The following is a 23,750-nucleotide window of genomic DNA, read 5'->3' on the forward strand; positions in this document are numbered from 1 at the left end:
CCACATCAGCGGGCCTCGCTCACGGCTGCGGAGCGCGCGGTCAGCACCTGGTCGATGCCCTCGACGGTGTGCAGCGCGGTCAGTTCGTCGTCGTCGAGCGGGTTGCCGGTCTGCTCCTCGATGGCGAGGGCCAGCCGGATCAGGTCGCCGGAGTTGAGCCCGGCCGTCGTCAGGTCGTCGTCACGGCCGATGCCGTCGAGCAGTTCGGGCATATCGACGAACTCCAGCAGGAGCGCGTGGCCCGGGGTGAGCTGGTCGGACATGGGAGTTCCCCTACGGGTGAAGAAGGCGGGTGGAAGGCCCGGCGGGGCCCGGGTGGCCGTGGGGCCCCGCCGGAGTTGGGGTGGTGCTCAGCGGCCCACGTCGGCCGGAGTGCGGCCGGAGTCCACCGGCTTGGTGGTCACGGGAGCCGGGTCGTTCTCGCCCTCGCTGAGGCCGAACCGCTCGTAGACCCGGGTCAGCGGCCGAGGAGCCCACCAGTTGTAGCGGCCGGCCAGCCGCATGAAGGCAGGGACGAGGATGCCCCGCACGAGCGTGGCGTCCATGAGCACGGCCAGCGCGAGACCGAGGCCGAGCAGCTTCATGTAGGTGATGCCGGAGACCAGGAAGGAGGCGAAGACCAGGGCGATCAGCGCGGCGGCCGCGGTGACCAGCCCACCCGTGCGCTGAAGGCCCAGGGCCACGGCACGCGTGTTGTCACCGTTCCGGTCATACTCCTCCTTGATCCGCGAGAGCAGGAAGACCTCGTAGTCCATGGAGAGGCCGAAGGCCACGCAGAACATCATGATCGGGGTCGTGGCGACGATGCCGCCGGTGACGGTGAAGTCGCCGGTCAGCCACATCAGGTTGCCGTCCTGGAAGACCCAGACCATGGCACCGAACGTGGCGGTGAGCGAGAGCAGGTTCAGCACGAACGCCTTCACCGGCATCAGCACGCTGCCCGTCATCAGGAACAGCAGCACGAACGTGGAGACGGCGATCAGCAGCAGCGCCCACGGCATCCGGTCGGTCAGCGAGGTCATCGTGTCCTTGAAGGAGGCGGCGGTGCCCGCGACCTTCACGTCCTCGAACGGCGCCTTCGCGTCCCGCACGTCGACGACCAGGTCCTGGCCCTCGTCGGTGTAGGAGCCGACCTCCGGGATGACCGAGAGCCAGGTGCCCTCGCCCTTCTCGTAGCGCTCGTTGATCGCGCCGGCCGGGGCGATCTGCTCGCCGTCCGTGTAGGAGCCGGTCAGGGCGTCCACCCGGGCCACGTTGTCGATCTTCGAGAGCTCTTCGGCGTAGGCCGCGACCTTGGACTCGCGGTCGGCCGCGCCGCCCGCGTTCTCGGCGACGACCATGAGCGGTTCCATCTCGCGGGCCGAGTAGTCCTCGATGAGGACGGTGCCGACCTGGTGGGCCTCGGCGTCCGCGGGCAGGGTGCGTTCGTCGGCGAGGTTGAGCTTGATGCCGAGGAACGGCGCGCCGAGCAGCAGCAGGACCACGATGACACCGGTGGCCAGCGGCAGCGGGCGGCGCATGACCAGGGTGGCCAGCTTGTGCCAGAAGCCGTTCTCGACAGCCTGCTCGGGCTTCTTGCGGTTCCAGGACCACTTGTTGATACGGGTGCCGATGACCGCGAGCAGCGCCGGCAGCAGCACCAGGGCGGCGAGCACCGCGAAGGCGACGACGGCGATACCGGCGTAGGCGAAGGAGCGCAGGAAGTACATCGGGAACAGCAGCAGCGCCGACAGCGACAGCGCCACGGTGATCGCCGAGTACAGGACGGTCCGGCCGGCGGTGCGCAGGCTGGTGGCGATGGCGTCGTTGACCGCGGCGCCCTTCCTCAGCTCCTCTCGGTACCTGCTGACCACGAAGAGGCTGTAGTCGATGCCGAGACCGAGGCCGAGGCCGGTGGTGAGGTTCATCGCGAAGACCGACACGTCGGTCAGCTCCACCAGCACCCGCAGCACACCGAGCGCGCCGATGATGGCGACGATGCCGACGGCCAGCGGCAGCAGGGCGGCGATGACCCCGCGGAAGATGAAGACCAGCAGGATCAGGGTGAGCGGCAGCACCAGGGTCTCGGCGAGCGCCAGGTCCTCCTGGGTCTGCTCGTTCATCTCGGCGTAGGCCTCGGCGCGGCCGCCGAACTGGATCTGCAGGCCTTCGAAGCCGTCCTCGTAGTGCGGACGGAGCTTGGCCAGGTAGTCGTCGACCTCGTCCTCGTTGCCCTGAAGGTGGGCGAGCACGAGGGCGGAGTCGGACTTCTCGGCCTTCAGGCTGGGCGCCTTGTCCAGGGTCCAGTAGGAGGCGGCCTCCTGCACGCCGTCCTCCGCGCCGAGCTTCTCGGTCAGCTCGGCACCCTTGGCGGCGGTGTCCGGGTCGTCGACGCCCTTCGGGGTCTTGACCAGCAGCACGAGGTTGGGCTCACCGGTGCCGAACTTCTCGCTGAGGATCTCGTTCGCCTGCGTCGACGGGGCGTCGGGCACCTCGTAACCACCGGAGGACAGCTTGCTGTTGACGGCGCCGCCGAGTCCTCCGGCCACGACACAGAAGAGCAGTCCCAGCCAGAGAACCAGCTTTCGGCGGCCGGTCGCCAAGGCGGCCAGCTTGTTGAACATGGGTATTCCTCCAGAAATGACGGGGCGGGGCGTCGCCCCGATGGGGGGATGTGTCCGCCCGTACGCTCAGGCGGGGGTACGGGCGGCGGGGAGCTGACGGCAGTCGACGCGGACGTGTCCGCCGGCCACGCAGTCGTGGTCGGCCAGCGACTCGTCGACGGACCGGTCCCAGGCAAGGAGCCGGTTGTGCACCGAACCTCGGGTGAAGTCGGCGAACTCTGGGTGGGTGGCCCGGTGCCGGGAGCCGAGGTACGCCAGCACCGGGTCCAGGAGCAGCCAGCGGCCCTCCTCGAACACCTCGGTCCAGGCGTGCTCGACGCCGACCAGTCCGAGCAGGAAGCCGCGGCGGGTACGGGCGCGGACGCCCGCCTCCTCGGCCCACCGCTGCATCTGCCAGGCGGCGACGACACAGTCCACGGTGCGGTGCTCGATCGCGGCCGCGGGGCGGGCCCGCAGCGCCTCGGGCACCCAGCCGTACTGGTACTCGCCGGAGACCAGCCGGTCGAGCAGGTCGTCGTGGATCCGGCGGACGGTCTCGGTGCGCGGGGCGTCCCGGTGGCCGCGGGTGGTGACCGTGGCCAGCGCGGTGCCGCCCTCTTCCCGCACCCACTCCGTCAGCCGGCCCTCGAACAGCTTGGGGGCGGGCTCGGCCGGGACCGGGGTGGTGACGCAGCTGGTGCACCCGGCCGCCGAGCAGGTGGCGGTGAGCCGGAGCCGGGTCACGCGCTCGGCCGTCCAGCTCTCGGGCTGCCCGGCCGCGAGCCGCATGCACTGGCGTTCGCCCAGCTCGGCCAGGGAGCGGCCGAGCCCGGACTGGAGCCCGAGGTTCATCACGTCGTGGTAGTCGTAGCGCAGTCCGTCGGGGGTGTCCTCGGCGGGGAAGCCGGCGCCGACCAGGTTCTCCAGGACGGCCTCGTCGACGGCGAGTTCGCGGGCGGCCTCCTCGTGGGCGAGCCGGGCGACCCGGAACTCCGCGGGCACCGGGACGAGCCGTTCCACCGCAGGGAGCCAGTTCGTCCAGAGCTCCGACGCCGTGGTGGTCCGGCGCGGCGAGGCGGTCGTCATCGTTCCTCCCCCGCCGTGGTCAGCACCGGCAGGTCGCCCGCGGCGAGCCGGCGCGCCACCTCCAGGCGCTTGACCTTCCAGGTGGCCGTGTGGGGGATGTCGTCCCAGCGGCACTGCACCGGCGCGGCCAGCTCGGGCAGGGAGGCGACCGCGCGGCGCCAGGCGGCGAGGTCAAGCGGGGCGTCGCCGCGGGTGACGACCAGCGGGATCGCGGGTCCGTCGGCCATCGGGATGATCACGGCCTCGGTGAGCTGCGGCAGCGCCTCCAGGATGTCGTCCTCGGCCGCCAGCAGGCTCTCCACACCGCTGCCCCGGTCCACGATCCGGTCGAACAGGTGCAGACAGCCGCGGTCGCTGACCAGGCCGTAGTCGCCCATCGCCCACCAGCCGTCGACCCGCTGGTCGGGGGAGCCGAGGTAGCTGGGGGTGACTCCGGAGGAACGGGCGAAGATCTGCCCGGGGGTGCCCTTGCGGGCCTTGTCGCCCGCGTCGTCGAGGACGCGGATCTTGGTGTGTCCGAGCACGGCCCGGCCGACGCAACGGCCTTCGTCGCAGCGGCTCTTGAGCTTGTGCGACTTGACGGTGACGGGTCCGGTCTCGGTCTGGCCGTACGCCTGCATGTAGCGGGCCCCGGGCTTGGCCGCGCCGAGCAGGGTGCGGATGGTGCGCGGGTGGGCGGCGTCGAAGGAGCTGACGAACAGCCGGGTCTGCGCGAAGAGTTCGGGCTGCTTCTCGGCGACCTCCTCCCAGCGGATGAAGGCGTTCGGGACGGTCTCCACGACGCCCGGGCGGACCGCGGCGAGCAGCTCGGCCGCGTTCTCGGGGGCGGTGTCGGTGAGGAAGCCGAGCGGCAGGCCGAGCGCGAGGATGGCGAGCATCCCGGACATGCAGCGGGCGTGCACCGGCGACAGGCACATCAGGTACGGGTCGCGCACCCGCAGCACCTTGCCGATGGTGATCTGCGGCCGGGCGTGCCCGGCGAAGCTGTGCACGGAGTGCAGCACCAGCTTGGGCACTCCGGTGGTGCCGGAGCTGTGGGTGACCAGCTGCGGGGTGTCCTCGCGGGGCACCGCGGCGGGCGGGATGTGACCCCGCTCGGCGTCCAGCAGGGACAGGCCGTGCTCGCCGCGCTCACCGACGTACCAGCGCGGCAGGGTCGGGTCGACGGAGTCCAGCACGCCGGCCGCCTCGGTGACGGCGTCGGTGAGGATCGCGGCCGGCTCGGCGCGGCCGGTCATGACGCCGAGGGCCTGGAAGCCGACGGCGGAGTGCACGAGCACCGGTACGGCGCCGATGCGGGCGCAGGCGAAGGCCAGCAGGGGGATGTCGAAGCTGGGCCGCTTGACGATGAGGATGCGCTGACCGTCGGTGACGCCGGCCCCGGCGAGCAGGGCGGCGGCCTCCTCGACCAGGTCGGCGAAGGTGGCGTAGTCGAAGTTCCGGCCGGCCTGCGGGAACAGGTCGAGCGGCTGGTCGAGGCGGATCGGCACCGCGCCGTGGCGGCGGCGGGCCTCGGCGGGGGCGGTGGCCAGCGCGAGCCGGCGGTTCACGCGCGCCATCACACACCCCCCGCCTTCGCCGCCCGGCGCTCCAGCTGCGCCGTGACGTGGGCGAGCAGGGCGTCGTAGGACCCGAACGCCTCGGTCGGCTCGTCCAGGTCCCACTCGATGCCGAAGGCGTCCTCGACGTCGGCGAGCAGGCGCATGAAGCCCGCCGAGGTGAGCCCCAGGTTCCACAGCGACGCCGCACGGGCCGCCGGGTCCTCCAGCGGCAGCGGAGCGCCGACCGCGTTCTCCAGCAGGCCGCGCAGGTGCTCCGCGACCGTCGTGCTGTCGTACATGTCTCCTCCAGTGACGGCCCGCGCGGAACCGCAGGCTCGGGGGTTCTCGTCGTCGACGGACGGGTCAGGCGGCGACGCGGTGGACGATCCGCTCGTTGCCGGTGTTCTCCTGGAAACCGCGCAGGGTGCGCAGGTAGTAGAGGAGGTACTCGGCGATCTCCTGCTCGCCGGTGGGGGCGTAGGAGGCGTCCGGGCCGCAGACGGCGGCGGTGTTGGTGAGGTCGAAGCGCTTGTTGTAGCGCAGGTACGAGCGGTAGAAGTTCATGCCGCCGTCGAGGGCCTCGTCGATCGCGGTGAAGCCGTCGCGGTCGTCCACCCACAGCGGCTCGCGCAGGCCGATCAGCTCGAAGATCTGGGTGACCATGTCCCGGACCTTCGGACCGTCGGAGTTGCCGAGGTGGAAGTACGTCTCCGGGGAGTCCGACAGCGAGATGGCGACCGCGTTGCGGGCCACGATGTCGACCGGGACGAGGTTCACGATGGTGTCGGGGTCGGCGAGCAGCCGCACCCGGGCGTGCGAGAGGAACGTACCGAGCTTGCGCGAGGCGGTCTTCTTGAAGACCAGCACCTGGCGGGCGAAGCCGTACAGGCCCGACCAGTTCAGCCCGTGCCGGGTGACGCTGTGGCCGATGACGACGGTGGGCCGCAGGATGCGGATCCGCATGTCGGCGGCGGCCTCCTCGACGAGGGCCTCGGCCCGCATCTTGGTCTGCTCGTAGCAGTTGTTGGCCACCGACTGATCGGTCACCGGACCCTCGGTGATCAGGTCGGTGCGCGAGCCGGCGACGTAGGCGGTGCTCACGTAGTTGAAGGTGCGCGCGCCCAGCGTGCGGGCGAGGTCGAGGACGTTGGCGGTGCCCTGGACGTTCTGGGCCTCGATCTCGGTGCGGTACTCCTCCTCGTAGCGCAGCGAGGCGGCGCAGTGCCAGACCTCGTCGACGGGCGGCAGCACGGCCGTGTCGACCCCGCAGCCGTCGACGGTCATGTCACCGTGCACGGCCAGGGTCCGACGCAGGATCTCCGGGTGCAGGTCGGACCGGCCGTAGCCGTCCGCCATCGCCGAGAGCGTCTCGTGCAGGCGCTGCGTCGCCTCGGCGTCGTCCTTGCCGCGGACCAGAGCGAGGACGGGGTCGTCGGTCTTGTCGAGCAGTTCGAGGACCACGGCTCCGCCGACGAAGCCGGTGGCCCCGGTCAACAGACGTGTTGTCATGAGTGCTTGTCTCCAGCGTCGGGACGTGGTGTGCGTCGATGGGGTGCTGCGGTGGTGCAGCGGAAGGCCTGGGGGAAGTGGGAGGGAAGGGGAGGACGGGGAGGGGGGCCGCGGGTCCGGGATCACCGGGCCCCGGCCGCCCCCCGTGTCGCCCGTCCCGCTACGCGGCGCCGTTGACCGCGGTGGCGGTCTCGGCACCGCGGCGCGCCTCGAGCTCGTGTACGAACTCGGAGACGGCCGTCTGGAAGCCCTGCGGGTCGTCGAAGAAGGGCACGTGACCGGCGCGGGGAAGGGTGACCGCCCGGCTGTCCGGGATGCGGGCCAGCGCGTCCTCGATGACGGACTCGCTCCACGCGAAGTCGCCGTCGCCGTTGATGATCAGCGTGGGGGCGGCGAGGCGGGCGAGCTCCTCCGGGTCGTCCTCGATCTCCAGGGAGGCGAGCAGGTTCTCCCGGATGGAGCCGACGGAGAGCAGGGACAGGAAGTTGTCCTTGAGCGCCAGGTAGGCCGCGGTGCCGCCCTCGTGGATCATCTGGTCCGGGAAGACCAGCGGGTAGAGGTGGCCGAACAGCTGCTGGGTGCCGCCGGACTCCAGGCTGGCGAGCCAGGAGCGGCTGACCAGCTTGCGGCGCAGGGTGCCGTTGGGCGAGAACGCCGGGCCCACCAGGACCAGGCCGGCCACGCGCTCGGGGTACTTCAGCGCGAACTCGCGGGCGATGAGGGTGGATATGGACGTGCCGACCAGGTAGGTCTTCTCGATGCCGAGGTGGTCCAGCAGACGGCGCACGTCCTCGACGTGGTCCATGAACGCGACCGGCTCCGGGCCCGGGTTGGAGGCGCCCTGGTTGCGCAGGTCGTAGTGGACCAGCCGGAAGTCGTCGGCCAGTTCGGTGGTGAAGTTCCGCCAGATCGGGCTGACGATGTAGAAGTTGTTCAGCAGGGTCACCGCGGGGCCCTCGCCGCTGTCCTCGTAGTACAGCTCGCCGCCGCCGGGCAGGGCGAGCGCGGAGTGGTTGAGGTAGCGGACGTCGAGCTGGCCGAACTGCTGGTCCGTCATGGGGTCTCCTTGGATGGTTCGTTCGGACGTGCGACGGGGAGCGATCCGGACGGGCGACCGTCGCCTGTGTCCAGACTGGGGTGGCCCGTTCAACACCCGCCCAAGGCGTGTCCAAGAGGCGGAAAACGTGCTGGTCAGAGCCGTTTTTCAGGGGTTGCGCGGGGCGCTGTCGCGGACGAGCGGGGACGGCCGGAATCGGCCGGCCGGAGCCCTATGTGGCAGGGGTCACCGGCCGCCGCCTCGGCGGCCCGGGAACGGCACCGTGCGGCCGCCCCGGCAGCAGCCCGCGCCGGGCGGCACCGGGGGCGTAGGGCCGATCGACGTCGGGCCTTACGGCGTCGAACCGAGGGGAGTCGGGGCGGGTGGTGTCGGGGCGGGCGGTTTCTGTACGACCGCTTTCGGTACGGCCGCTTTCGGTACGACCGGTTTCTGTACGCCCGGTTTCTGTACGACCGGTTTCTGTACGACCGGAGTTGGACCAACCGGAGTCGGACCAGGCGGAGTCGGACGGACCGCTGTCGGACGGGCAGGTGTCGGACGGACCGGCGTGGGATCGGCTGCTGTCGGATCCGCCGGTGTCATCGCGATCGGCCTCACTACGACCGGCTTCGCTACAACTGGCTCCGCCACGACCGTCTCCGCCACGACTGAATTCGCTACGTCCGAATCCGCCACGACCGTCTCCGCCACGACTGAATTCGCTACGTCCGGATCCGCCACGACCGTCTCCGCCACGACTGAATCCGCCATGACCGGCTCCGCCACGCCCCGCGTCCGCGCGCCGCCCCCCATCAACATCAACCCGACCAGCCTCAGCGGGCTCAACCTCACCCGAAGCGCCGCCAGTCGACCCGCCCCACCCCCCGGCCCCGTGGGCCAGCACCCCGACCCGGATCAGTTCCGGGACCCGGAAGGTGGCCGAGCCGCCCGGCGGGGCCTCGTCGAGGACCAGGACGTGCCGGTCCAGCAGCCGCCCCACCACCGACTGGGCGCTCCAGGTGTCGAGTTCCAGCACCTTCTTGACCTGCTCGGTGTCGAAGGGGCCGGATCCCGCCGCGGCGAGCAGGAACATCGACCGGCGCAGCCGGGGCGCGAGCCGGGCCAGGGCGCTGTCGGCCCGGGCGAGCGCGGCACAGGCCTCGTCCCGGAGCTCGGCGACCAGCCGGCCGTCGTCGAGCAGGCCCGCGGCCAGGTCGGTGAGCGTCCACATCGGCCGGGCCGCGTACAGCTCGCCCACCGCCCGCAGCATCAGCGGATGCCCGCCGAGGCGCGCCACCACGTGCCGCAGCGCCACCTGGTGCCCGGCGATGCGCTCCGCGCCGACCAGGCGCTCGAAGAAGCGGGCCGCGTCCTCGGCGCCGAGCGGCCCGAGGGTCAGGCGCCGGGCGCCGGGCAGTCCCGACAGCCGGACCCGGGAGGTGACGAGGGTCAGGCAGGAGTCACCGCCGGGCAGCAGCGGAAGCACCTGGTCGGTGCCGGCCGCGTCGTCGAGCAGGACGAGCAGGGACCGTTCCCGGGCGGTGCCCCGAAACAGCGCGGCGAGTCCCTCGGGGTCCTCCGGCTGCCGTTGCCGGGGAATGCCGAGCCCGTCCAGCAGCGACCGCAGCACGGCCTCCGGGGCACGCGGCCGGTCGGATCCGTCGTGCAGGGAGGCGTGGAGGAGCCCGTCGGGGAACCGGTCGGCCAGCGCGCGGGCGGCCCGCACGGCGAGCGCGGTCTTGCCGACGCCGGCCGGTCCGAGCAGGGTGACGACCTGGCCGGTGAACCGCTCACCGATCCGTTCCAGTTCCTGCTCACGGCCCACGAAGTCGGGTGCGGACAAGGGAAGTTGATCCACCGCGGGCGAGACGCGCGGGGGCGGCGCGGGCCGCCGTACGACCACCGCCTGGTCCGCCTTCCCGGCGGGCGGCAGGACCTCGCGCAGTATGTCCTGCTGCAGCTTGCGCACCCGCTCGCTCGGCTCGATGCCCAGCTCGTCGACGAGCCGCTGCCGCAGCCGCAGATAGGCGTCGAGCGCCGTGCTGCGCTGTCCCGACCGGTGCGCGGCGATCATCAGCTGGGCGGTGAACCGCTCGTCGAGCGGATGGTCCACGGTGAGCCGGCGCAGCTCCGCCACCAGCGCCTGGTGGCGGCCGAGTTGCAGATCGGCCTCGATCCGCAGCTCCAGCGCGCCGAGCCGGGCCTCACCGATCTGCGCGATCCGCGCGGTGAGCAGCGGACCGGCCTCCAGACCGGCGAACGGGTCCCCGCGCCACAGCGCGAGCCCCTCGCGCAGCAGCCGGGCGGCGTCCTCGGGGGCGCCGGAGGCGAGCGCGGCCCGGGCGCGGGTCGCCCGCTGCTCGAACTCCCAGAGGTCCAGCTCTCCTTGCCGGGCGGTCAGGCGGTAGCCGCCGGGCCCGGTCTCCAGGCGCTCGCCGGAGCCGTCGGCGCCGGGGAACCTCAGGGCCTGACGCAATTGGTAGATGTAGGTCTGCACGGTCTTGCGGGCGAGCCGCGGCGGCTCCTCGTCCCACAGCTCCTCGACGAGGGCCTGCGTGGACACCAGATGGTTGGCGTCCAGCAGCAGTACGGCCATGGCGCGCCGCGCCATCGGGGCGGTGAGGGTGCGCCGCTCGCCGCCCACGTGGATCTCGAGCGGGCCGAGCACCTTGATGCGCAGTTCGGGCAGGCCGGTGGCGGTGGTCATGTCGTCCTCCTCCGGCCCTGGCCCTTGCCCCGCTCGCGGGCGGGCGGATTCTGATGGGTCACGGTCCGCGCGGAGACCAGCCGGCCGGGGCAGGACGCCTCCGGCTCCAGTCCGCCGGGCAGCAGCAGGCCGAGGAAGTGCTCGACGGTTCCGTAGCCCGCCGTCGCACTGCCCGCCGTGGCACCGCCCGCGGTCGTCAAGTCCGCCGCCGTCCGGTCCGCCGCCGTACGGACGGCGTCGGTGGGCGCGCTCACGGCCGGGCTCCCGAGTTCGCGGGGCCGGCGTCCAGGTGGTGGTCCATGGCGCGGCGCTCCTTCCGGAACTCGCTCGGGGTGACCCCGTACCGGCCCCGGAAGAGGCGGCTGAAGTGGGAGGCCCCGTACAGTCCCGCCCGCTCGCCGATCAGCGCGACGGGCAGATGGTCGAGGGAGGCGTCGGCCAGTTCGGAGCGGCAGCGGGCGAGCCGCTCGTCGCGGATCCAGCGGGCCGGGCTGACGCCGAACTCCTGGAAGATCTTCTGGAGATAGCGCAGGGAGATGTTGTGCCGGCGGGCGATCTCGATCGGGCTGAGGCTCGGCTCGGCCAGGTGCTCGCGCACATGGGCCTGGATCCGCAGCATCAGCGCCTGACGGGCGATCTCGCTGTCGGCGCCGACCTCGCGCATCCGCTCGGCGAACAGGACGGCGGTCAGCTGGGCGACGCTCCCGCCGAGCAGGTCCACGGCCGTCTCGACTTCCTCGCCGTGCCGGCCGAGCCCTTCGAGCAGGCTGCTCAGCAGGGCGGCGGCGCCCTGGTCGCCGCTCCAGGCACGGGCGGTGAGCCGCTGGGTGTCCGCGGGGGTGAGCCCGACCAGGGAGTGGGTCACCATGACGTCGACCATCCGGAACTCCTCCGGCATGATCACCTTGAACGGGCGTCCGGTGTCGAAGGAGATCAGCTGCGGCGGCCGTACGACACCGTGCCGGCCGTCCTGGAAGACCCAGACCTCGCCGTGCAGCGGCCGGCACATCCGCAGCCGGGCACCCTCGCCGGCGCCGATCAGCCGACCGGGGCGGACGAGCTCACGCGGCCCGCCCTGCACGAGCGAGACGGTCACCTCGCCGAAGCGATGGCGGGCGGTCGTCCCCTCGAGGATCTCCTGATGGTTCTTGACGATCTGCAGTCCGCCGCGCTCGGCGGGCGGCGGATCGGCGGTGCACCTGCGTACCTGCCGCGGCTTCACCTCACTGACACGTTGCATCGCGTACCCCCTGTTTCCGATGTCGGAGCTCTCGCTGAAGCACTCATAGAGAAACATACCCGCATGCGGGTTTTCTACTTCGATCGAGAGTTTCGATGGATACGAGGGGTCGGGCGGCCGGTGAGGCCGGGTCGGCGCCGGCCTCACCGGGCCAGGGTCGGACCAGGTCAGGCCGCCTGCGCGATCCGCGGCCGCGGCACGGCCGGGACGGCGCGGTCGGCGTACAACTCCGCGACCTGGAAGGCGAGATCGAGCGCCTGGTAGCGGTTGAGCCGGGGGTCGCAGGCGGTCTGGTAGCGCCGGTGCAGATCCGTCAGACCGATCGGGTGGCCGCCGCCCACGCACTCGGTCACGTCGTCCCCGGTCAGCTCGATGTGGATGCCGCCGGGGTGGGTGCCGAGCTCGCGGTGCGCCTCGAAGAAGCCGGTCACCTCGTCCAGTACGTCGTCGAAGTGGCGAGTCTTGTGGCCGCTGGCCGCCGAGAAGGTGTTGCCGTGCATGGGATCGCAGATCCAGGCGACGGGCGCCTCGGTCTCGCCCACGATCTCGATGAGGGAGGGGAGCAGGTCGCGCACCTTCTCGCGCCCCATGCGCGTGATGAACGACAGCCGGCCGGCCTCCCGCTCCGGGTCCAGCCGGTCGATGAGCGAGAGCACCTCGTCCCGGGTGACCGTGGGACCGAGCTTGACGGCGACGGGGTTGCGGACCCTGGCCGCGAACTCGATGTGCGCGTGGTCGAGTTGCCGCGTCCGCTCACCGATCCAGACCATGTGCCCGGAGACGTCGTAGGCGTGTCCGGTGCGGGAGTCGATGCGGGTGAGGGCGGCCTCGTAGTCGAGCAGCAGCGCCTCGTGGCTGGAGTAGAACTCGGCGAGGTGGAACTCACCGGGGTCGGCGCCGCAGGCGGCGAGGAAGGTCAGCGCGCGGTCGATGTCCCGGGCGAGGGCCTCGTAACGGGCGCCGATGGGGGAGGAGTTGACGAAGTCGCGGTTCCACTCGTGCACCTGCCGCAGATCGCCGTAGCCGCCGGTCACGAAGGCCCGTATGAGGTTCAGGGTGGAGGCGGAGGCGTGGTACATGCGTTTGAGGCGTTCCGGATCCGGGCGGCGGGCCTCGGGGGTGAACTCCTGTCCGTTGACGGCGTCGCCGCGGTAGACGGGCAGGGTGACGTCCCCGCGGGTCTCGACGGGCCGGGACCGGGGCTTGGAGTACTGCCCGGCGATCCGCCCGATCTTCACGACGGGGACGGAGGTGGCGTACGTGAGCACGGCGGCCATCTGCAGCAGCGTCTTGACCTTGTCCCGCACCTGGTCGGCGGTGACCCCGTCGAAGGTCTCGGCGCAGTCGCCGCCCTGCAGCAGGAAGGCCTCGCCCTTGGCCACCCGGGCGATGCGCTCGCGCAGCTGGTCGCACTCCCCGGCGAACACGAGCGGCGGGTAGGACGCCAGTTCTTCGAGTACGCCCTTGAGGGCGTCCGGGTCGGGCCAGTCGGGCTGCTGGGCGGCCGGCAGCAGGCGCCAGGAGTCCACGTCCGTCATGCGCTGATCAGCATTCATGTTGGGCTGAGCCTCACTCTTGTCCGGGGAAGGGTTCGTGGGTCCGGGGGTGGGGTCGGGGCGGTTCGCGGGCCCGGGGCCCCGGGGTACGGAGCGGCCCTCCCACCGCCGGGACGCTCCTCGCCGGGGGATGTACGAGGAGGGCACCGGTCGACGGGAGGGCCGCGACTCGGGGGGCGAGCGGCATCCGGCCCGCCTACGGCCCCGGACTCACCGCGATACCCCCGACTCTACGAACCCCTCCACCCCGCTGGTTGCCGCACCGCGCACCACCCTTTGCCGAAACACGCGCGACCGGCCCCGCCCCCGGAACTTCATATTCCGGAGAGCGGGAAGGGGAAGGAGGGATCAATTGGAAGCCTGTATTCCGCCGAAGCACCCCGGGGAGATCCCCCAGGGAGGACTTTTTCCGGCCATACAGAAATGGCGATCACCTGACGGAACCGAGAATTCCGCGAACAAAACCAAAACCACAACCCCAGGAATGACCAATTCCGCGGGAGAGGGACGCGGGCAGACAAAGACCCGGCGCCCACATTCCCGGGCACCGGGCCACCGCCACGCAAGCCGGAACTCGCCCTACCGCGCACCACCCCTGGCAGGTTCGCGCACACCCGCTCGCCGAGCCCGGCCCCGGTGCCGCACCGGCGCCGTGCACACCTCGCCCCCCTCCACCGCCGCCCGCCGCCCCGCCTCCGCCGCCTCGATGATGATCTCGACGTACGGCAGCAGCCGCACCCCCGCCTCCGTCAACGCCAACTGCCGCCGGCTCCGGTCGAACAGCGCCGCCCCCACGGACTCCTCGAGGTTCTGGATCTGTGCCGTCACCGTGGACTGCGCGTAGTTGAGGTTCCGCGCCGCCCGCGTCACGCTCAACTCGGCGGCCACCTCACGAAATGCCCGAAGCTGCTGGATCTGCACTTGCCGCTCCCTTCGAAGGCGGCCTGCGAAGGGCCGCCCCAGAACTGCCTCAGACGGAGCTGTGGACCGCCGCCCCACGCGTCAGGAACTTCCCCCGGTCCGCGGTGATGTCGAGCAGCGCGTACACCTCGGGCCGGGCCAGCGAACGGGCCATCAGGTCGTAGAGCACCGCGATCCGCTCCTCCACGTCGGCCCGGTTCGTCATGACCTCCGACAGCAGCTGCACCCCGGTGAACGCGCCCACCGCCGCCTCCGACACCGGCGCCACCTCGATGCCCGGCACCAACTCCCCGCGTTCCTGGGCCTCTCCGAGCAGCCTCGAGCTGACCTCGATCCAGGCCTGGTACGGCACCTTGCGGTCGATCACGTCATGCCCCTGGTCGACCGCGAGGCGGATGCTTCCCTGGAGCATGCGGTCGAAGGTGAGCCGGTGCGCCACGAGCAGCGTCACGTCCACCCACTCCTGGAGCTTCGGCGCCCCCGGCTCCTGCGGCGGCGCGAAGTACCTGATCTGCTCCGCCACTTGCTCGTCCAACACGGCCTGCGCCAGCTCGGCCTTGGAGGTGAAGTGGAAGTAGAAGGCGCCCTTCGTCACACCGCACCGCTGGTAAACGTCCGAGATCCTCGTGGCGGAGTACCCGCACTCCGCGAACACCTCGCCCGCCGCCTCCAGAATCGCCTGGCGTGTCCTGATGGCTCGATCCTGCTGTGCCACGGGGCCCCCTTCCGTCGTCGTTGTTGATGATGGCTGTCAGCGGGTTCGTATGCGGAACCACCCGCTCTCATTGAAAAACATACCCGCATGCGCGTATCTTACCGGCGGGGTTGGAACCAGTCACCCGTCATGCACCTTCTCGTTCCAGAAGGAAGAGCAATGACCACGAACATTGGTATTCACAGGGGCCGACGCCGCCACGGGGGGATAAGGAAGACCGCGTTTCCGGTCCGGCCGGTCATACCGGCCAGGCCCGTCATCCTGCCGCCCGCGGCGTCGATCGACACCAGGCTCGTACATCGCACGCACCGGAAGGACGTACTGCCCACCGGCATCACCCAGCACGACGCCCTTCACTACACCGTCTCCACGCAGTGGCCCGCGGATCACCGCCGATTCACCGACGCACAGGGCGACTTCCTGCCCTCGCTGGTCATCGAGAGCGTCCGCCAGGCCGTGATCCTGGTCGCCCACGAGGGACTCGGAGTCCCGCTCGGCCACCAGTTCCTCGTCTCGTCCGCCCACCACCGGGTGGACCCCGGCCGGCTGCGCGCGCCCGACGCGCCCGCCCGCCTCGATCTGGACGTCTCCATCCACGACCTCAAGCACCGCCGCGGCGTTCCCTCGTCCCTGGAGGCCCGTGTGGTCCTCCGCGTGAACGGCGAGATCATCGGCACCGGCGGCGGCGAGTGCTCCGTCATGACCGCGGAGGTCTACCGCCGGCTGCGTCGCGGCCGTACCGAGACCGCCTGGCCCGCCGCGCTCGCGGCTCCGCTGCCCGCACCGGTGCCCCCGCACACGGTCGGCCGCGCCCTCGCGTCCGACGTGGCCCTGGCCCCCGGGGAGCGTCCCGGCGAGTGGCTGCTGCGGGCCGATGTGTCGAACGAGCTGATGTTCGACCACCCGAACGACCACATGCCCGCGATGGTTCTCCTCGACGCCGCGCAGCAGGCCGCGCACGTGGTCTTCGGACCGCGCCCCTTCCGGCCCTCCTCGTGCGTCGTCTCGTGCTCCCGCTACGTCGAGTTCGACTCCCCCTGCGTCGTCCGGACCGACCTCGAGGAAGAGGCCGGGCACGGATACGTCCTGTCCGTGACGGGACATCAGAACGGCGAGCAGGTCTTCGAGATCCTGTTCCGAGAAGCGGACCGCTAAGGGTCGTCCCTCGACCGACGCGCCGTCGCGGCAGGTCGCGTCCTCGCGGCGGAGCCGCACCCCGATGCGGCCCCACGCCGCTCCCGGCGCCTTCGGACCGCCCGCCCCTAATGCGCGCACAGTCGGCAGACCCTCCCCGACACCGCCGGTCCCTCACCGGCCGTACGGTCCCCGTCCCGGCAGCGTCGCCGCGACGACCCTCCACCGACACCCACGCGCTCGTGCCGTCCGATCCGCACGTCCGTGCCCCGGCATGTGTGGCGCCGTGCGTGATCCCGCCGACTACCGCCCATCCACCCTCACCACCCTCACCCTCGATCCCCCAGTTGCTTCGATCACCCGCCCCGACCCGTGACCCGCCGTGTGCGCGGCGGCCCGGGCGGGCGGGCCCCCGGCCCGCGCCGGACCCGCACCGCGTTCCACCGTCAGCACAGGAGCCCGTCCCATGACCCGCACCGACGGAACCCGCACGGCACGACCTGCCCCCGTGGTCCCTCGGCGCCGGCTGCCCACCAGGCACCGTCGCTCCCTCTCCCCGTCACCCCGCTCACCGCACCGTCCAGCCGCCGTCCACCGGCACCGTCGCGCCGACCACGAAGGACGCCCGGTCGCTGCTCAGCCAGGCCGCCGCCTCGGCGATCTCCTCCGGCACGGCGATCCGCGGCAGCAGCGCCGCCCGCTCCAGTTCCTCCGCCACTCCGGGAACAGCGGCCATCCACGCGTCCGTCATTTCGCTGTGGGTCGCCCCGGGAACAATGGCATTGACCCGAATTCCACGCGCCGCATATTCCGCTGCGACCGCTTTCGTCAATCCGATGACGGCATGCTTGGCAGCGATATAGGGCGCGGCCACCGGCGTCGCCACAAGACCGGCCGTACTGCTGGTGTTCACAATGGCGCCGCCCCGCTGGAGCATTGCGGCGACTTCCTGGCGAAGGCAGTTCCACATTCCGCGGACATTGGTGTCCATGACGGTGTCGTAGACCTCATCGCTCATCATGTGCATGGGCGTGCCCTCGGCCGCGACGCCGGCGTTGTTGAACGCCACGTCAAGCCTGCCGAATCTCTCCACCGCCCGCGCCACCCCCTCCGCCACCTGCTGGTTTCTCGCGACATCGACCACCACGTACTGCGCCTGGAAGCCCTCGGCACACAGCTCGTCGACCAGCGCCGCGAGCCGTTCCTCACGACGCGCGGCCAATGTGACCGCGGCGCCCTCCCGGCAAAAGACCCGGGCCGCGGCCGCTCCGATTCCACTGCTCGCACCCGTGATGAACGCGTGCTTTCCCTGAAGAAGTCCGCCGTGCCACATGGCCTCACGCTACCCGTAATGTAAGTCCCTGATTCGCGCCGCACTAGATCCTGGCTCGAATTCTTCATCGTCTCTGTATCGAGAGACCCGCCCCCCCACGCCCCGTTTTTCTTCCCCCCTCCGTTCCACACTTCCCGAGACGAGATCGGAAAGAAGACATGGCACCGACGCGACGGATCCTCATCACCGGCGGGACCGGGTTCGTGGGCTCCCACGTGACCGGTCTGCTCTCCACCGGCACCGACCCGGCGGACGCCCCCTCCCTACGTCTCCTGGTCCACAACCGCCCGCCCGCTCCCGACGGCACGGGCCGGGTGGAGGTGCGCCGCGGTTCACTCCGCGACCCCCGCTCCCTGCGCGGGGTCTGCGACGGCGTGGACACCGTGCTCCACCTGGCCTCACGGATCGGCGGCAGTCCCGCCGAGTGCGCGGCCGTCAACGACTCGGGCACCGAGGCCCTGCTGGCGGAGGCCGCTCGCGCGGGGGTCGAGCGGATCATCCAGCTGGGCACCACGGCCGTCTACCGGGACGAGCCGCACACCGGCGCCAAGGAGGGCGAGCCGGAACTCGGCCCCTCGTCGCCGACGAGCGTCAGCAGGCTGGCGGGGGAACAGCGCGTCCTCGCGGCCGGCGGTCTCGTCCTGCGCCCGCATCTCGTCCACGGTCCCGGGGACGTCTGGGTGGTCCCCGCGCTGGTGGACTTCCTCACCGCCTTCCCCCGTTGGATCGACGCCGGGCGTGCCCGTACGTCCGTGATCGGTGTGCACGACCTGGCCCGGGCCGTGGCCGCGCTGGCCGTGCGGCCCGAACTGCCGCGCGGTGCGGTCCTGCACGCCGCCCGGCCGGAGCCGGTGTCCGTGCGGGACCTGGTCGAGACGGTCTGCCGGGAGTTGCGGCTCCCGCTGCCCCAGGGAGAGGTGTCCTACGCCCGGGCCGCCGCCCTGACCGGCGCCGACCGGGACCGTCTGGTCCGGCGGCGTCTGTCGTTGCTGGCGGTCGACCACTGGTACGACAGCTCCCGTCTGTGGCAGTTGCTCGGGACGGCGCCCGCGAGCGACTTCGCCCGTGACTTCGCCGTCGGTGCCACCTGGTACCGGTCGCTCCTGGCCCGCCGTACGGACGGCGAGCTGTTCCCCACGAGGTGACGACCGGTCGGCCGGCGCACCCGGCCGCGAACCCCACCGGACTGTCCCCGGCCCGGTGGGGCCTGCTGCACCGGTGCTCAAGTTAAGGGGCGCGGGCGCGATCTTCTCGCCCGGCCGCGCACGCCCTGTGGCACATCCGCGCACGACGGCGCGGGTGCCGGAACGCCGGGTTGACGTGCCGGTACCCCGTGCCACGTTCACGCAGGATCTCTGGCCCGTTCGCGTCCGGCGGGCCCGCCCGGCCACCGGCCGGGCGATGGTGACAGGACGTATCGACGATGGGCCCCGCCGGATCCGAGGAGACATGAGATGGCGCCGCACGGTGACGACGTACTGGTGACGGGTGTCGGTGCGCTGACACCGCTGGGCGCGACCGCCGCCGCGTCCTGGGAGGGACTGCTGGCCGGGCGCTCCGGCATCCGCGATCTCGGGCCCGACTGGCCCGCTGACCTCCCGGTGCGCATCGCCGGCACCGTGGAGAGCGACCCGGCCGAAGAGCTCGGCCGGGCGCAGGCCCGCAAGCTGGACCGCGGCGAGCAGCTGGCCGTGGTCACCGCGCGCCAGGCCTGGCAGGACGCGGGCGCCCCGCAGGTCGAGCCGGAGCGGCTGGCCGTCGTGGTCGGCACCGGCATCGGCGGCGTCCTCACCACCCTGTCCCAGTACAACCTCTACGAGGGCTCCGGGATGCGTCGCCTGTCACCCTTCGCGGTGCCGATGCTGATGCCCAACGGCCCCGCCGCCTGGGTCTCCATGGAGCTCGGCGCCCGGGCCGGCGCCCGCGCCCCCGTGAGCGCCTGTGCGTCCGGAGCGGAGTCGATCGCGCTGGGCCTGGACCTGATCCGGGCGGGCCGCGCCGACGTGGTGGTCGCGGGCGGCACCGAGGCCACCCTGACCCCGTTCATGGCCGCCGCCTTCGGCCAGATGAAGGCGCTGTCCGTCCAGGGCGGCGACCCGGCGGCGGTGTCCCGCCCCTTCGACGCGGACCGCTCCGGCTTCGTGATCGCCGAGGGCGCCGCCCTGGTCGTACTGGAACGGGCGGAGTTCGCCCGCGCCCGCGGCGCCCGGGTCTACGGCGCCGTCGCGGGCGCCGCCGTGCACTCCAGCGCGCACCACATCACCTCCTCCGACGCGGAGGGCCAGGTGCAGGCGATGCGGACGGCGCTGGCGGACGCCGGCCTGGAGGCCCGGGACATCGGGCACGTGCACGCGCACGCCACCTCCACCCCGAGCGGTGACCTCGCGGAGGGCGAGGCGCTGGCGAAGGTGGTCGGCGAGGGCGCGGCGGTCACCGCCACCAAGTCCATGACGGGCCACATGCTCGGCGCCTCCGGGGCCTTCGGTGCCCTGTCGACCCTGCTCTCGCTGCACCACGGAGTGGTCCCCGCGGTCCGCAACCTCGACCGCCAGGACCCGGAGATCCGTCTTGACGTGGTCCGCGGTGAGAACCGCACCGGCAGCTGGGACGCGGCCCTCGCCAACTCCTTCGGCTTCGGCGGGCACAACGTGAGCCTGGTCATGAGGCGCGCCTGAGAGCTTCCTCACACGCGGGCCGGCGGCACGGTGAGAACCGCCGCCGGTCCGCGCGAGACAACCGTCACAGTCCCAAGGGACAACGAGAAAGGGCGGCATCTGATCGATGCCGCCCTTTCGACGGTGCGCGAGGGGGGAGTTGAACCCCCACGCCCTTGCGGGCACTGGAACCTGAATCCAGCGCGTCTGCCTATTCCGCCACCCGCGCATTGGGTGTGTCCTCGGGCTCCGTTCCTTGCGGTGCGGCGCCTTCCGACATCCAGAACATTAGCACGCCGGCCAGGGTGGGTTCACATCCCTTCTCCCCGGGCAGCAGCCCGACGACGGCCCCTGTCTCAGGCCGTGTCTGTTCACGTATCAACCTCGTACCGGTCCGGCTCGTCTGCCCAGGAGCCGGTCCGGGTCCACAGTCAGGTGCGGGACACTGGTCTGCGGCCGCCTCTACGATCCTGGGCAGGAGTACGTCCGAGGAGAGTTCGAGGGCGCGCTCCACAGGGAACTTCGTCCAGCGTCGACACCCGTCGGCCGGGCCGGACAGGGGGAACCAGCCGATTCACCGGCGCGTGGATACGATCAGTAAGCAGTACGAGGCGTACGACGGAAGCAGCTACGGAGGAGGTGCCCCATGGGAGTCCTGAAGAAGTTCGAGCAGCGTCTCGAAGGTCTGGTCAACGGCACCTTCGCCAAGGTGTTCAAGTCCGAGGTCCAGCCCGTGGAGATCGCGGGCGCGCTGCAGCGCGAGTGCGACAACAACGCGACGATCTGGAACCGCGACCGCACGGTCGTTCCCAATGACTTCATCGTCGAGCTGAGCACGCCGGACTTCGAGCGTCTGAGCCCCTACTCCGGGCAGCTCGGCGACGAGCTCGCCGGCATGGTCCGCGACTACGCCAAGCAGCAGCGCTACAGCTTCATGGGCCCCATCAAGGTCCACCTGGAGAAGGCCGACGACCTCGACACCGGCCTGTACCGCGTGCGCAGCCGCACGCTGGCCGGCTCCACCGACCAGCAGAGCGGCGGCCCGCAGCCCCCCGCCCCGGCCGGCCGGCCCGGCGGCTACGGCTACCCGCCCGCCGCCGCTCCCCCCGCGCCCGCGGGAGCCCCGCCCATGCCGAGCGCGCCGCCCCCCGGCGGCGCCCGCCCGGGCGGCTACGGCTACCCGCAGCCCGCCGCGGGACAGCGCCCCACGGCGCCCGCGGCCGGCGGCCGCACCCGCTACTGGATCGAGATCAACGGCACCCGCCATCAGATCTCCCGCGCGACGCTGGTGCTGGGCCGCAGCACCGACGCCGACGTGCGGATCGACGACCCCGGCGTCTCGCGCCGGCACTGTGAGATCCGGACCGGAACGCCCTCGACGATCGCGGATCTCGGGTCCACCAACGGCATCGTGGTGGACGGGCAGCACACCACCCGCGCTACGCTCCGCGACGGCTCGCGGATCGTCGTGGGCAACACCACCGTTATCTATAGGCAAGCCGAAGGGTGAAGCGGGGGCAATGTCAGAGCTGACCCTCACGGTCATGCGGCTGGGTTTCCTGGCCGTCCTGTGGCTGTTCGTGATCGTGGCCGTGCAGGTCATCCGCAGCGACCTGTTCGGTACGCGCGTCACCCAGCGCGGCTCGCGCCGGGAAGCGGGCCGGGCCCAGCCGGCCGCCCGGCAGGCCGCCGCGCCGCCGCAGCAGCGCCAGCAGGCCGCAGGGGGCGGCCGCCAGCGCCGTAACGCCCCCACCAAGCTCGTGGTCTCCGAGGGGACCCTCACCGGCACCACGGTCGCGCTGCAGGGCCAGACCATCACGCTGGGCCGGGCGCACGACAGCACGATCGTGCTGGACGACGACTACGCCTCGAGCCGGCATGCCAGGATCTACCCGGACCGCGACGGGCAGTGGATCGTCGAGGACCTGGGCTCCACCAACGGCACATATCTCGACCGGAACCGATTGACGACTCCCACGCCGATCCCGCTGGGCGCGCCGATCCGCATCGGCAAGACCGTCATCGAGCTGCGGAAGTAGCTGCATCATGAATGAGCGCGAGCGGAGCGAGCACGCGGTGGCGGCCCCCACGACGGGCCCCGGCGCGCTCCCGACCGGAGGGTGGGCACCGTGCGGATGTACCCGGAGCCGACGGGCGAGGTGCGCATGAGTCTGTCACTGCGCTTCGCCGCCGGATCGCACAAAGGCATGATCCGGGAAGGCAACGAGGACTCCGGATACGCCGGTCCCCGCCTGCTCGCGATCGCCGACGGCATGGGCGGCGCCGCGGCCGGTGAGGTCGCCTCCTCCGAGGCCATCTCCACGATCGTCGCCCTCGACGACGACGTCCCCGGCTCCGACATCCTCACCTCGCTCGGCACCGCCGTGCAGCGCGCCAACGACCAGTTGCGCTCGATGGTCGAGGACGACCCGCAGCTGGAGGGCATGGGAACCACGCTCACCGCCCTGCTGTGGACCGGGCAGCGGCTCGGTCTGGTGCACGTCGGCGACTCGCGCGCCTATCTGCTGCGCGACGGCGTGCTCACCCAGATCACGCAGGACCACACCTGGGTGCAGCGGCTGGTCGACGAGGGCCGGATCACCGAGGAGGAGGCCACCACCCACCCGCAGCGCTCCCTGCTGATGCGCGCGCTGGGCAGCGGCGACCATGTCGAGCCGGACCTGTCGATCCGCGAAGTCCGGGCCGGCGACCGGTACTTGATCTGCTCCGACGGTCTCTCCGGGGTGGTGTCCCACCAGACCCTGGAGGAGACCCTCGCCAGCTACCAGGGCCCGCAGGAGACCGTGCAGGAGCTGATCCAGCTCGCGCTGCGCGGCGGCGGCCCCGACAACATCACCGTGATCGTCGCGGACGTCCTCGACCTGGACACCGGCGACACCCTCGCCGGGCAGATCTCCGACCAGCCCGTCGTGGTCGGCGCGGTCGCCGAGAACCAGCACCCGCTGCACGACAACGGCATCATGCAGACCCCCGCGGGCCGCGCCTCGGGGCTCGGCCGCCAGGTGCCCGGACAGGGCGGCGGGGGCGGCGAGTTCGGCCCGCCCGGCTCCGGTGGCGACATCACCGGCTACATCGACACCTCCGGCTTCGGCGACTACTCCGACGACGACTTCGTGAAGCCGCGCAAGAACCGCAAGTGGCTGAAGAGATCCTTCTACTCCGTGCTCGCGCTGGCCGTCCTCGGCGGCGGTCTGTACGGCGGCTGGAAGTGGACGCAGACCCAGTACTACGTCGGCGCCAACGGCGAGCACGTCGCCCTGTACCGCGGCATCAACCAGGACCTGGCCTGGGTCTCGCTGTCGGAGGTGGAGAAGGATCACCCCGAGATCGAACTCAAGTACCTCCCGCCGTACCAGCAGGAGCTCGTCGAGGCCACGATCCCCGAGGGGGGCCTGAAGGCCGCCCAGCGGAAGATCGACGAACTGGCCCTGCAGGCCTCCGCGTGCAAGAAGCAGGCGGAGCGGCAGGCGGCCGCGAGCGAGCAGAACTCGAAGACCGGCGAGGGCGAGGCCGGAGGCACCACGGGAACCACGCGTACCTCCCTCACGTCCAAGGCGACACCGACACCGAACCCGTCGGACAAGCCCTCGGGTTCCCCGTCGACCTCCCCGTCCCCGTCCACGACCGCACCCACGCCCACTCCCGGCCCCACACTCTCGGAGGAAGAGCAGAAGGTCGTCTCGAAGTGCGGTACGCAGTAGGCAAGCCGTGAGAG

At 71.6% G+C, this 23,750-nt stretch carries 20 protein-coding genes and 1 tRNA gene; 6 read left to right on the plus strand and 15 right to left on the minus strand.

Annotated features, from left to right (window positions below):
* Positions 1-5: 5 nt before the first annotated feature.
* From AC068Z_RS10955 to AC068Z_RS11015, 13 genes are all read right to left on the minus strand, one after another.
* Positions 6-263 (minus strand): phosphopantetheine-binding protein, encoded by a 258-nt coding sequence (locus tag AC068Z_RS10955; protein ID WP_478554317.1) that lies wholly within the window; start codon positions 261-263, stop codon positions 6-8.
* Positions 264-350: 87 nt separating this feature from the next.
* A complete protein-coding gene (locus tag AC068Z_RS10960) occupies positions 351-2,603 on the minus strand; it encodes an MMPL family transporter (protein ID WP_478554318.1) in 2,253 nt (750 codons plus the stop codon).
* Positions 2,604-2,669: 66 nt separating this feature from the next.
* Positions 2,670-3,668 (minus strand): transglutaminase-like domain-containing protein, encoded by a 999-nt coding sequence (locus tag AC068Z_RS10965; protein ID WP_478554319.1) that lies wholly within the window; start codon positions 3,666-3,668, stop codon positions 2,670-2,672.
* Positions 3,665-5,227 (minus strand): class I adenylate-forming enzyme family protein, encoded by a 1,563-nt coding sequence (locus tag AC068Z_RS10970; RefSeq protein ID WP_478554320.1) that lies wholly within the window; start codon positions 5,225-5,227, stop codon positions 3,665-3,667. Before AC068Z_RS10970 ends, AC068Z_RS10965 begins: the two co-directional genes overlap by 4 nt.
* On the minus strand, positions 5,227-5,508 hold the full coding sequence (locus AC068Z_RS10975) for a hypothetical protein (protein WP_478554321.1): 282 nt from the start codon (positions 5,506-5,508) through the stop codon (positions 5,227-5,229). The genes AC068Z_RS10970 and AC068Z_RS10975 overlap by 1 nt, the downstream gene beginning before the upstream one ends.
* A 64-nt stretch (positions 5,509-5,572) precedes the next feature.
* Positions 5,573-6,718, minus strand: a complete 1,146-nt coding sequence (locus tag AC068Z_RS10980) for an SDR family oxidoreductase (protein ID WP_478554322.1) — start codon at positions 6,716-6,718, stop codon at positions 5,573-5,575.
* Positions 6,719-6,878: 160 nt separating this feature from the next.
* Positions 6,879-7,775: an alpha/beta fold hydrolase gene (locus AC068Z_RS10985; RefSeq protein ID WP_478554323.1), complete on the minus strand. Its 897-nt coding sequence runs from the start codon at positions 7,773-7,775 to the stop codon at positions 6,879-6,881.
* 211 nt (positions 7,776-7,986) lie between these two features.
* Entirely contained in the window at positions 7,987-10,461 is a 2,475-nt protein-coding gene (locus AC068Z_RS10990; RefSeq protein WP_478554324.1) for an AfsR/SARP family transcriptional regulator, read from the minus strand.
* Positions 10,458-10,715 carry a hypothetical protein gene (locus AC068Z_RS10995; RefSeq protein ID WP_478554325.1) on the minus strand — a complete coding sequence of 86 codons (258 nt, stop codon included), beginning with the start codon at positions 10,713-10,715 and terminating at the stop codon, positions 10,458-10,460. Before AC068Z_RS10995 ends, AC068Z_RS10990 begins: the two co-directional genes overlap by 4 nt.
* Positions 10,712-11,701: a helix-turn-helix domain-containing protein gene (locus AC068Z_RS11000; protein WP_478554326.1), complete on the minus strand. Its 990-nt coding sequence runs from the start codon at positions 11,699-11,701 to the stop codon at positions 10,712-10,714. Before AC068Z_RS11000 ends, AC068Z_RS10995 begins: the two co-directional genes overlap by 4 nt.
* Before the next feature lie 167 nt (positions 11,702-11,868).
* Positions 11,869-13,239 (minus strand): class II 3-deoxy-7-phosphoheptulonate synthase, encoded by a 1,371-nt coding sequence (locus tag AC068Z_RS11005; RefSeq protein WP_478554327.1) that lies wholly within the window; start codon positions 13,237-13,239, stop codon positions 11,869-11,871.
* 597 nt (positions 13,240-13,836) lie between these two features.
* A complete protein-coding gene (locus tag AC068Z_RS11010) occupies positions 13,837-14,178 on the minus strand; it encodes a LysR family transcriptional regulator (protein WP_478554328.1) in 342 nt (113 codons plus the stop codon).
* 49 nt (positions 14,179-14,227) lie between these two features.
* Entirely contained in the window at positions 14,228-14,893 is a 666-nt protein-coding gene (locus AC068Z_RS11015; protein ID WP_478554329.1) for a ScbR family autoregulator-binding transcription factor, read from the minus strand.
* 159 nt (positions 14,894-15,052) lie between these two features.
* On the opposite strand from AC068Z_RS11015, the gene AC068Z_RS11020 reads away from it, so the two are divergent.
* On the plus strand, positions 15,053-16,048 hold the full coding sequence (locus AC068Z_RS11020; protein ID WP_478554330.1) for a ScbA/BarX family gamma-butyrolactone biosynthesis protein: 996 nt from the start codon (positions 15,053-15,055) through the stop codon (positions 16,046-16,048).
* A gap of 547 nt (positions 16,049-16,595) precedes the next feature.
* Here AC068Z_RS11020 and AC068Z_RS11025 read toward each other — a convergent pair.
* Entirely contained in the window at positions 16,596-17,360 is a 765-nt protein-coding gene (locus AC068Z_RS11025) for an SDR family NAD(P)-dependent oxidoreductase (protein ID WP_478554331.1), read from the minus strand.
* A 158-nt stretch (positions 17,361-17,518) separates the two neighbouring features.
* Here AC068Z_RS11025 and AC068Z_RS11030 point away from each other — a divergent pair, with 158 nt between their 5' ends.
* On the plus strand, positions 17,519-18,505 hold the full coding sequence (locus tag AC068Z_RS11030) for an NAD-dependent epimerase/dehydratase family protein (protein ID WP_478554332.1): 987 nt from the start codon (positions 17,519-17,521) through the stop codon (positions 18,503-18,505).
* A gap of 309 nt (positions 18,506-18,814) precedes the next feature.
* Positions 18,815-20,035, plus strand: coding sequence for a beta-ketoacyl-[acyl-carrier-protein] synthase family protein (locus tag AC068Z_RS11035; RefSeq protein ID WP_478554333.1), 1,221 nt, complete (start codon positions 18,815-18,817; stop codon positions 20,033-20,035).
* 124 nt (positions 20,036-20,159) lie between these two features.
* Here AC068Z_RS11035 and AC068Z_RS11040 read toward each other — a convergent pair.
* Positions 20,160-20,243: transfer RNA gene (locus tag AC068Z_RS11040), tRNA-Leu, on the minus strand.
* Positions 20,244-20,660: 417 nt separating this feature from the next.
* Here AC068Z_RS11040 and AC068Z_RS11045 point away from each other — a divergent pair.
* The 3 genes from AC068Z_RS11045 (at position 20,661) to AC068Z_RS11055 (ending at position 23,736) form a co-directional block, all read left to right on the plus strand.
* The gene (locus AC068Z_RS11045) at positions 20,661-21,524 is read left to right on the plus strand and encodes an FhaA domain-containing protein (protein ID WP_478554334.1); all 864 of its coding nucleotides are present in this window, start codon (positions 20,661-20,663) and stop codon (positions 21,522-21,524) included.
* Positions 21,525-21,534: 10 nt separating this feature from the next.
* Positions 21,535-22,053, plus strand: coding sequence for an FHA domain-containing protein FhaB/FipA (locus AC068Z_RS11050; RefSeq protein ID WP_478554335.1), 519 nt, complete (start codon positions 21,535-21,537; stop codon positions 22,051-22,053).
* Between the two features lie 96 nt (positions 22,054-22,149).
* On the plus strand, positions 22,150-23,736 hold the full coding sequence (locus AC068Z_RS11055) for a Stp1/IreP family PP2C-type Ser/Thr phosphatase (protein ID WP_478554540.1): 1,587 nt from the start codon (positions 22,150-22,152) through the stop codon (positions 23,734-23,736).
* Positions 23,737-23,750 lie beyond the last annotated feature (14 nt).

The sequence above is a fragment of the Streptomyces sp. NPDC043726 genome (assembly GCF_056436565.1).

Bases quoted from the DNA above. Each gene is read 5' to 3' on its own strand.
- AC068Z_RS11030 (WP_478554332.1), top strand. From the start codon at position 17,519: ATGGCACCGACGCGACGGATCCTCATCACCGGCGGGACCGGGTTCGTG.
- AC068Z_RS10975 (WP_478554321.1), bottom strand. From the start codon at position 5,508: ATGTACGACAGCACGACGGTCGCGGAGCACCTGCGCGGCCTGCTGGAG.
- AC068Z_RS11020 (WP_478554330.1), top strand. From the start codon at position 15,053: ATGACCACGAACATTGGTATTCACAGGGGCCGACGCCGCCACGGGGGG.
- AC068Z_RS11000 (WP_478554326.1), bottom strand. From the start codon at position 11,701: ATGCAACGTGTCAGTGAGGTGAAGCCGCGGCAGGTACGCAGGTGCACC.
- AC068Z_RS10965 (WP_478554319.1), bottom strand. From the start codon at position 3,668: ATGACGACCGCCTCGCCGCGCCGGACCACCACGGCGTCGGAGCTCTGG.
- AC068Z_RS11045 (WP_478554334.1), top strand. From the start codon at position 20,661: ATGGGAGTCCTGAAGAAGTTCGAGCAGCGTCTCGAAGGTCTGGTCAAC.
- AC068Z_RS11050 (WP_478554335.1), top strand. From the start codon at position 21,535: ATGTCAGAGCTGACCCTCACGGTCATGCGGCTGGGTTTCCTGGCCGTC.
- AC068Z_RS11005 (WP_478554327.1), bottom strand. From the start codon at position 13,239: ATGACGGACGTGGACTCCTGGCGCCTGCTGCCGGCCGCCCAGCAGCCC.
- AC068Z_RS10955 (WP_478554317.1), bottom strand. From the start codon at position 263: ATGTCCGACCAGCTCACCCCGGGCCACGCGCTCCTGCTGGAGTTCGTC.
- AC068Z_RS10980 (WP_478554322.1), bottom strand. From the start codon at position 6,718: ATGACAACACGTCTGTTGACCGGGGCCACCGGCTTCGTCGGCGGAGCC.
- AC068Z_RS11055 (WP_478554540.1), top strand. From the start codon at position 22,150: ATGTACCCGGAGCCGACGGGCGAGGTGCGCATGAGTCTGTCACTGCGC.
- AC068Z_RS10960 (WP_478554318.1), bottom strand. From the start codon at position 2,603: ATGTTCAACAAGCTGGCCGCCTTGGCGACCGGCCGCCGAAAGCTGGTT.
- AC068Z_RS10970 (WP_478554320.1), bottom strand. From the start codon at position 5,227: ATGGCGCGCGTGAACCGCCGGCTCGCGCTGGCCACCGCCCCCGCCGAG.
- AC068Z_RS11035 (WP_478554333.1), top strand. From the start codon at position 18,815: ATGGCGCCGCACGGTGACGACGTACTGGTGACGGGTGTCGGTGCGCTG.
- AC068Z_RS11025 (WP_478554331.1), bottom strand. From the start codon at position 17,360: ATGTGGCACGGCGGACTTCTTCAGGGAAAGCACGCGTTCATCACGGGT.
- AC068Z_RS10990 (WP_478554324.1), bottom strand. From the start codon at position 10,461: ATGACCACCGCCACCGGCCTGCCCGAACTGCGCATCAAGGTGCTCGGC.
- AC068Z_RS10985 (WP_478554323.1), bottom strand. From the start codon at position 7,775: ATGACGGACCAGCAGTTCGGCCAGCTCGACGTCCGCTACCTCAACCAC.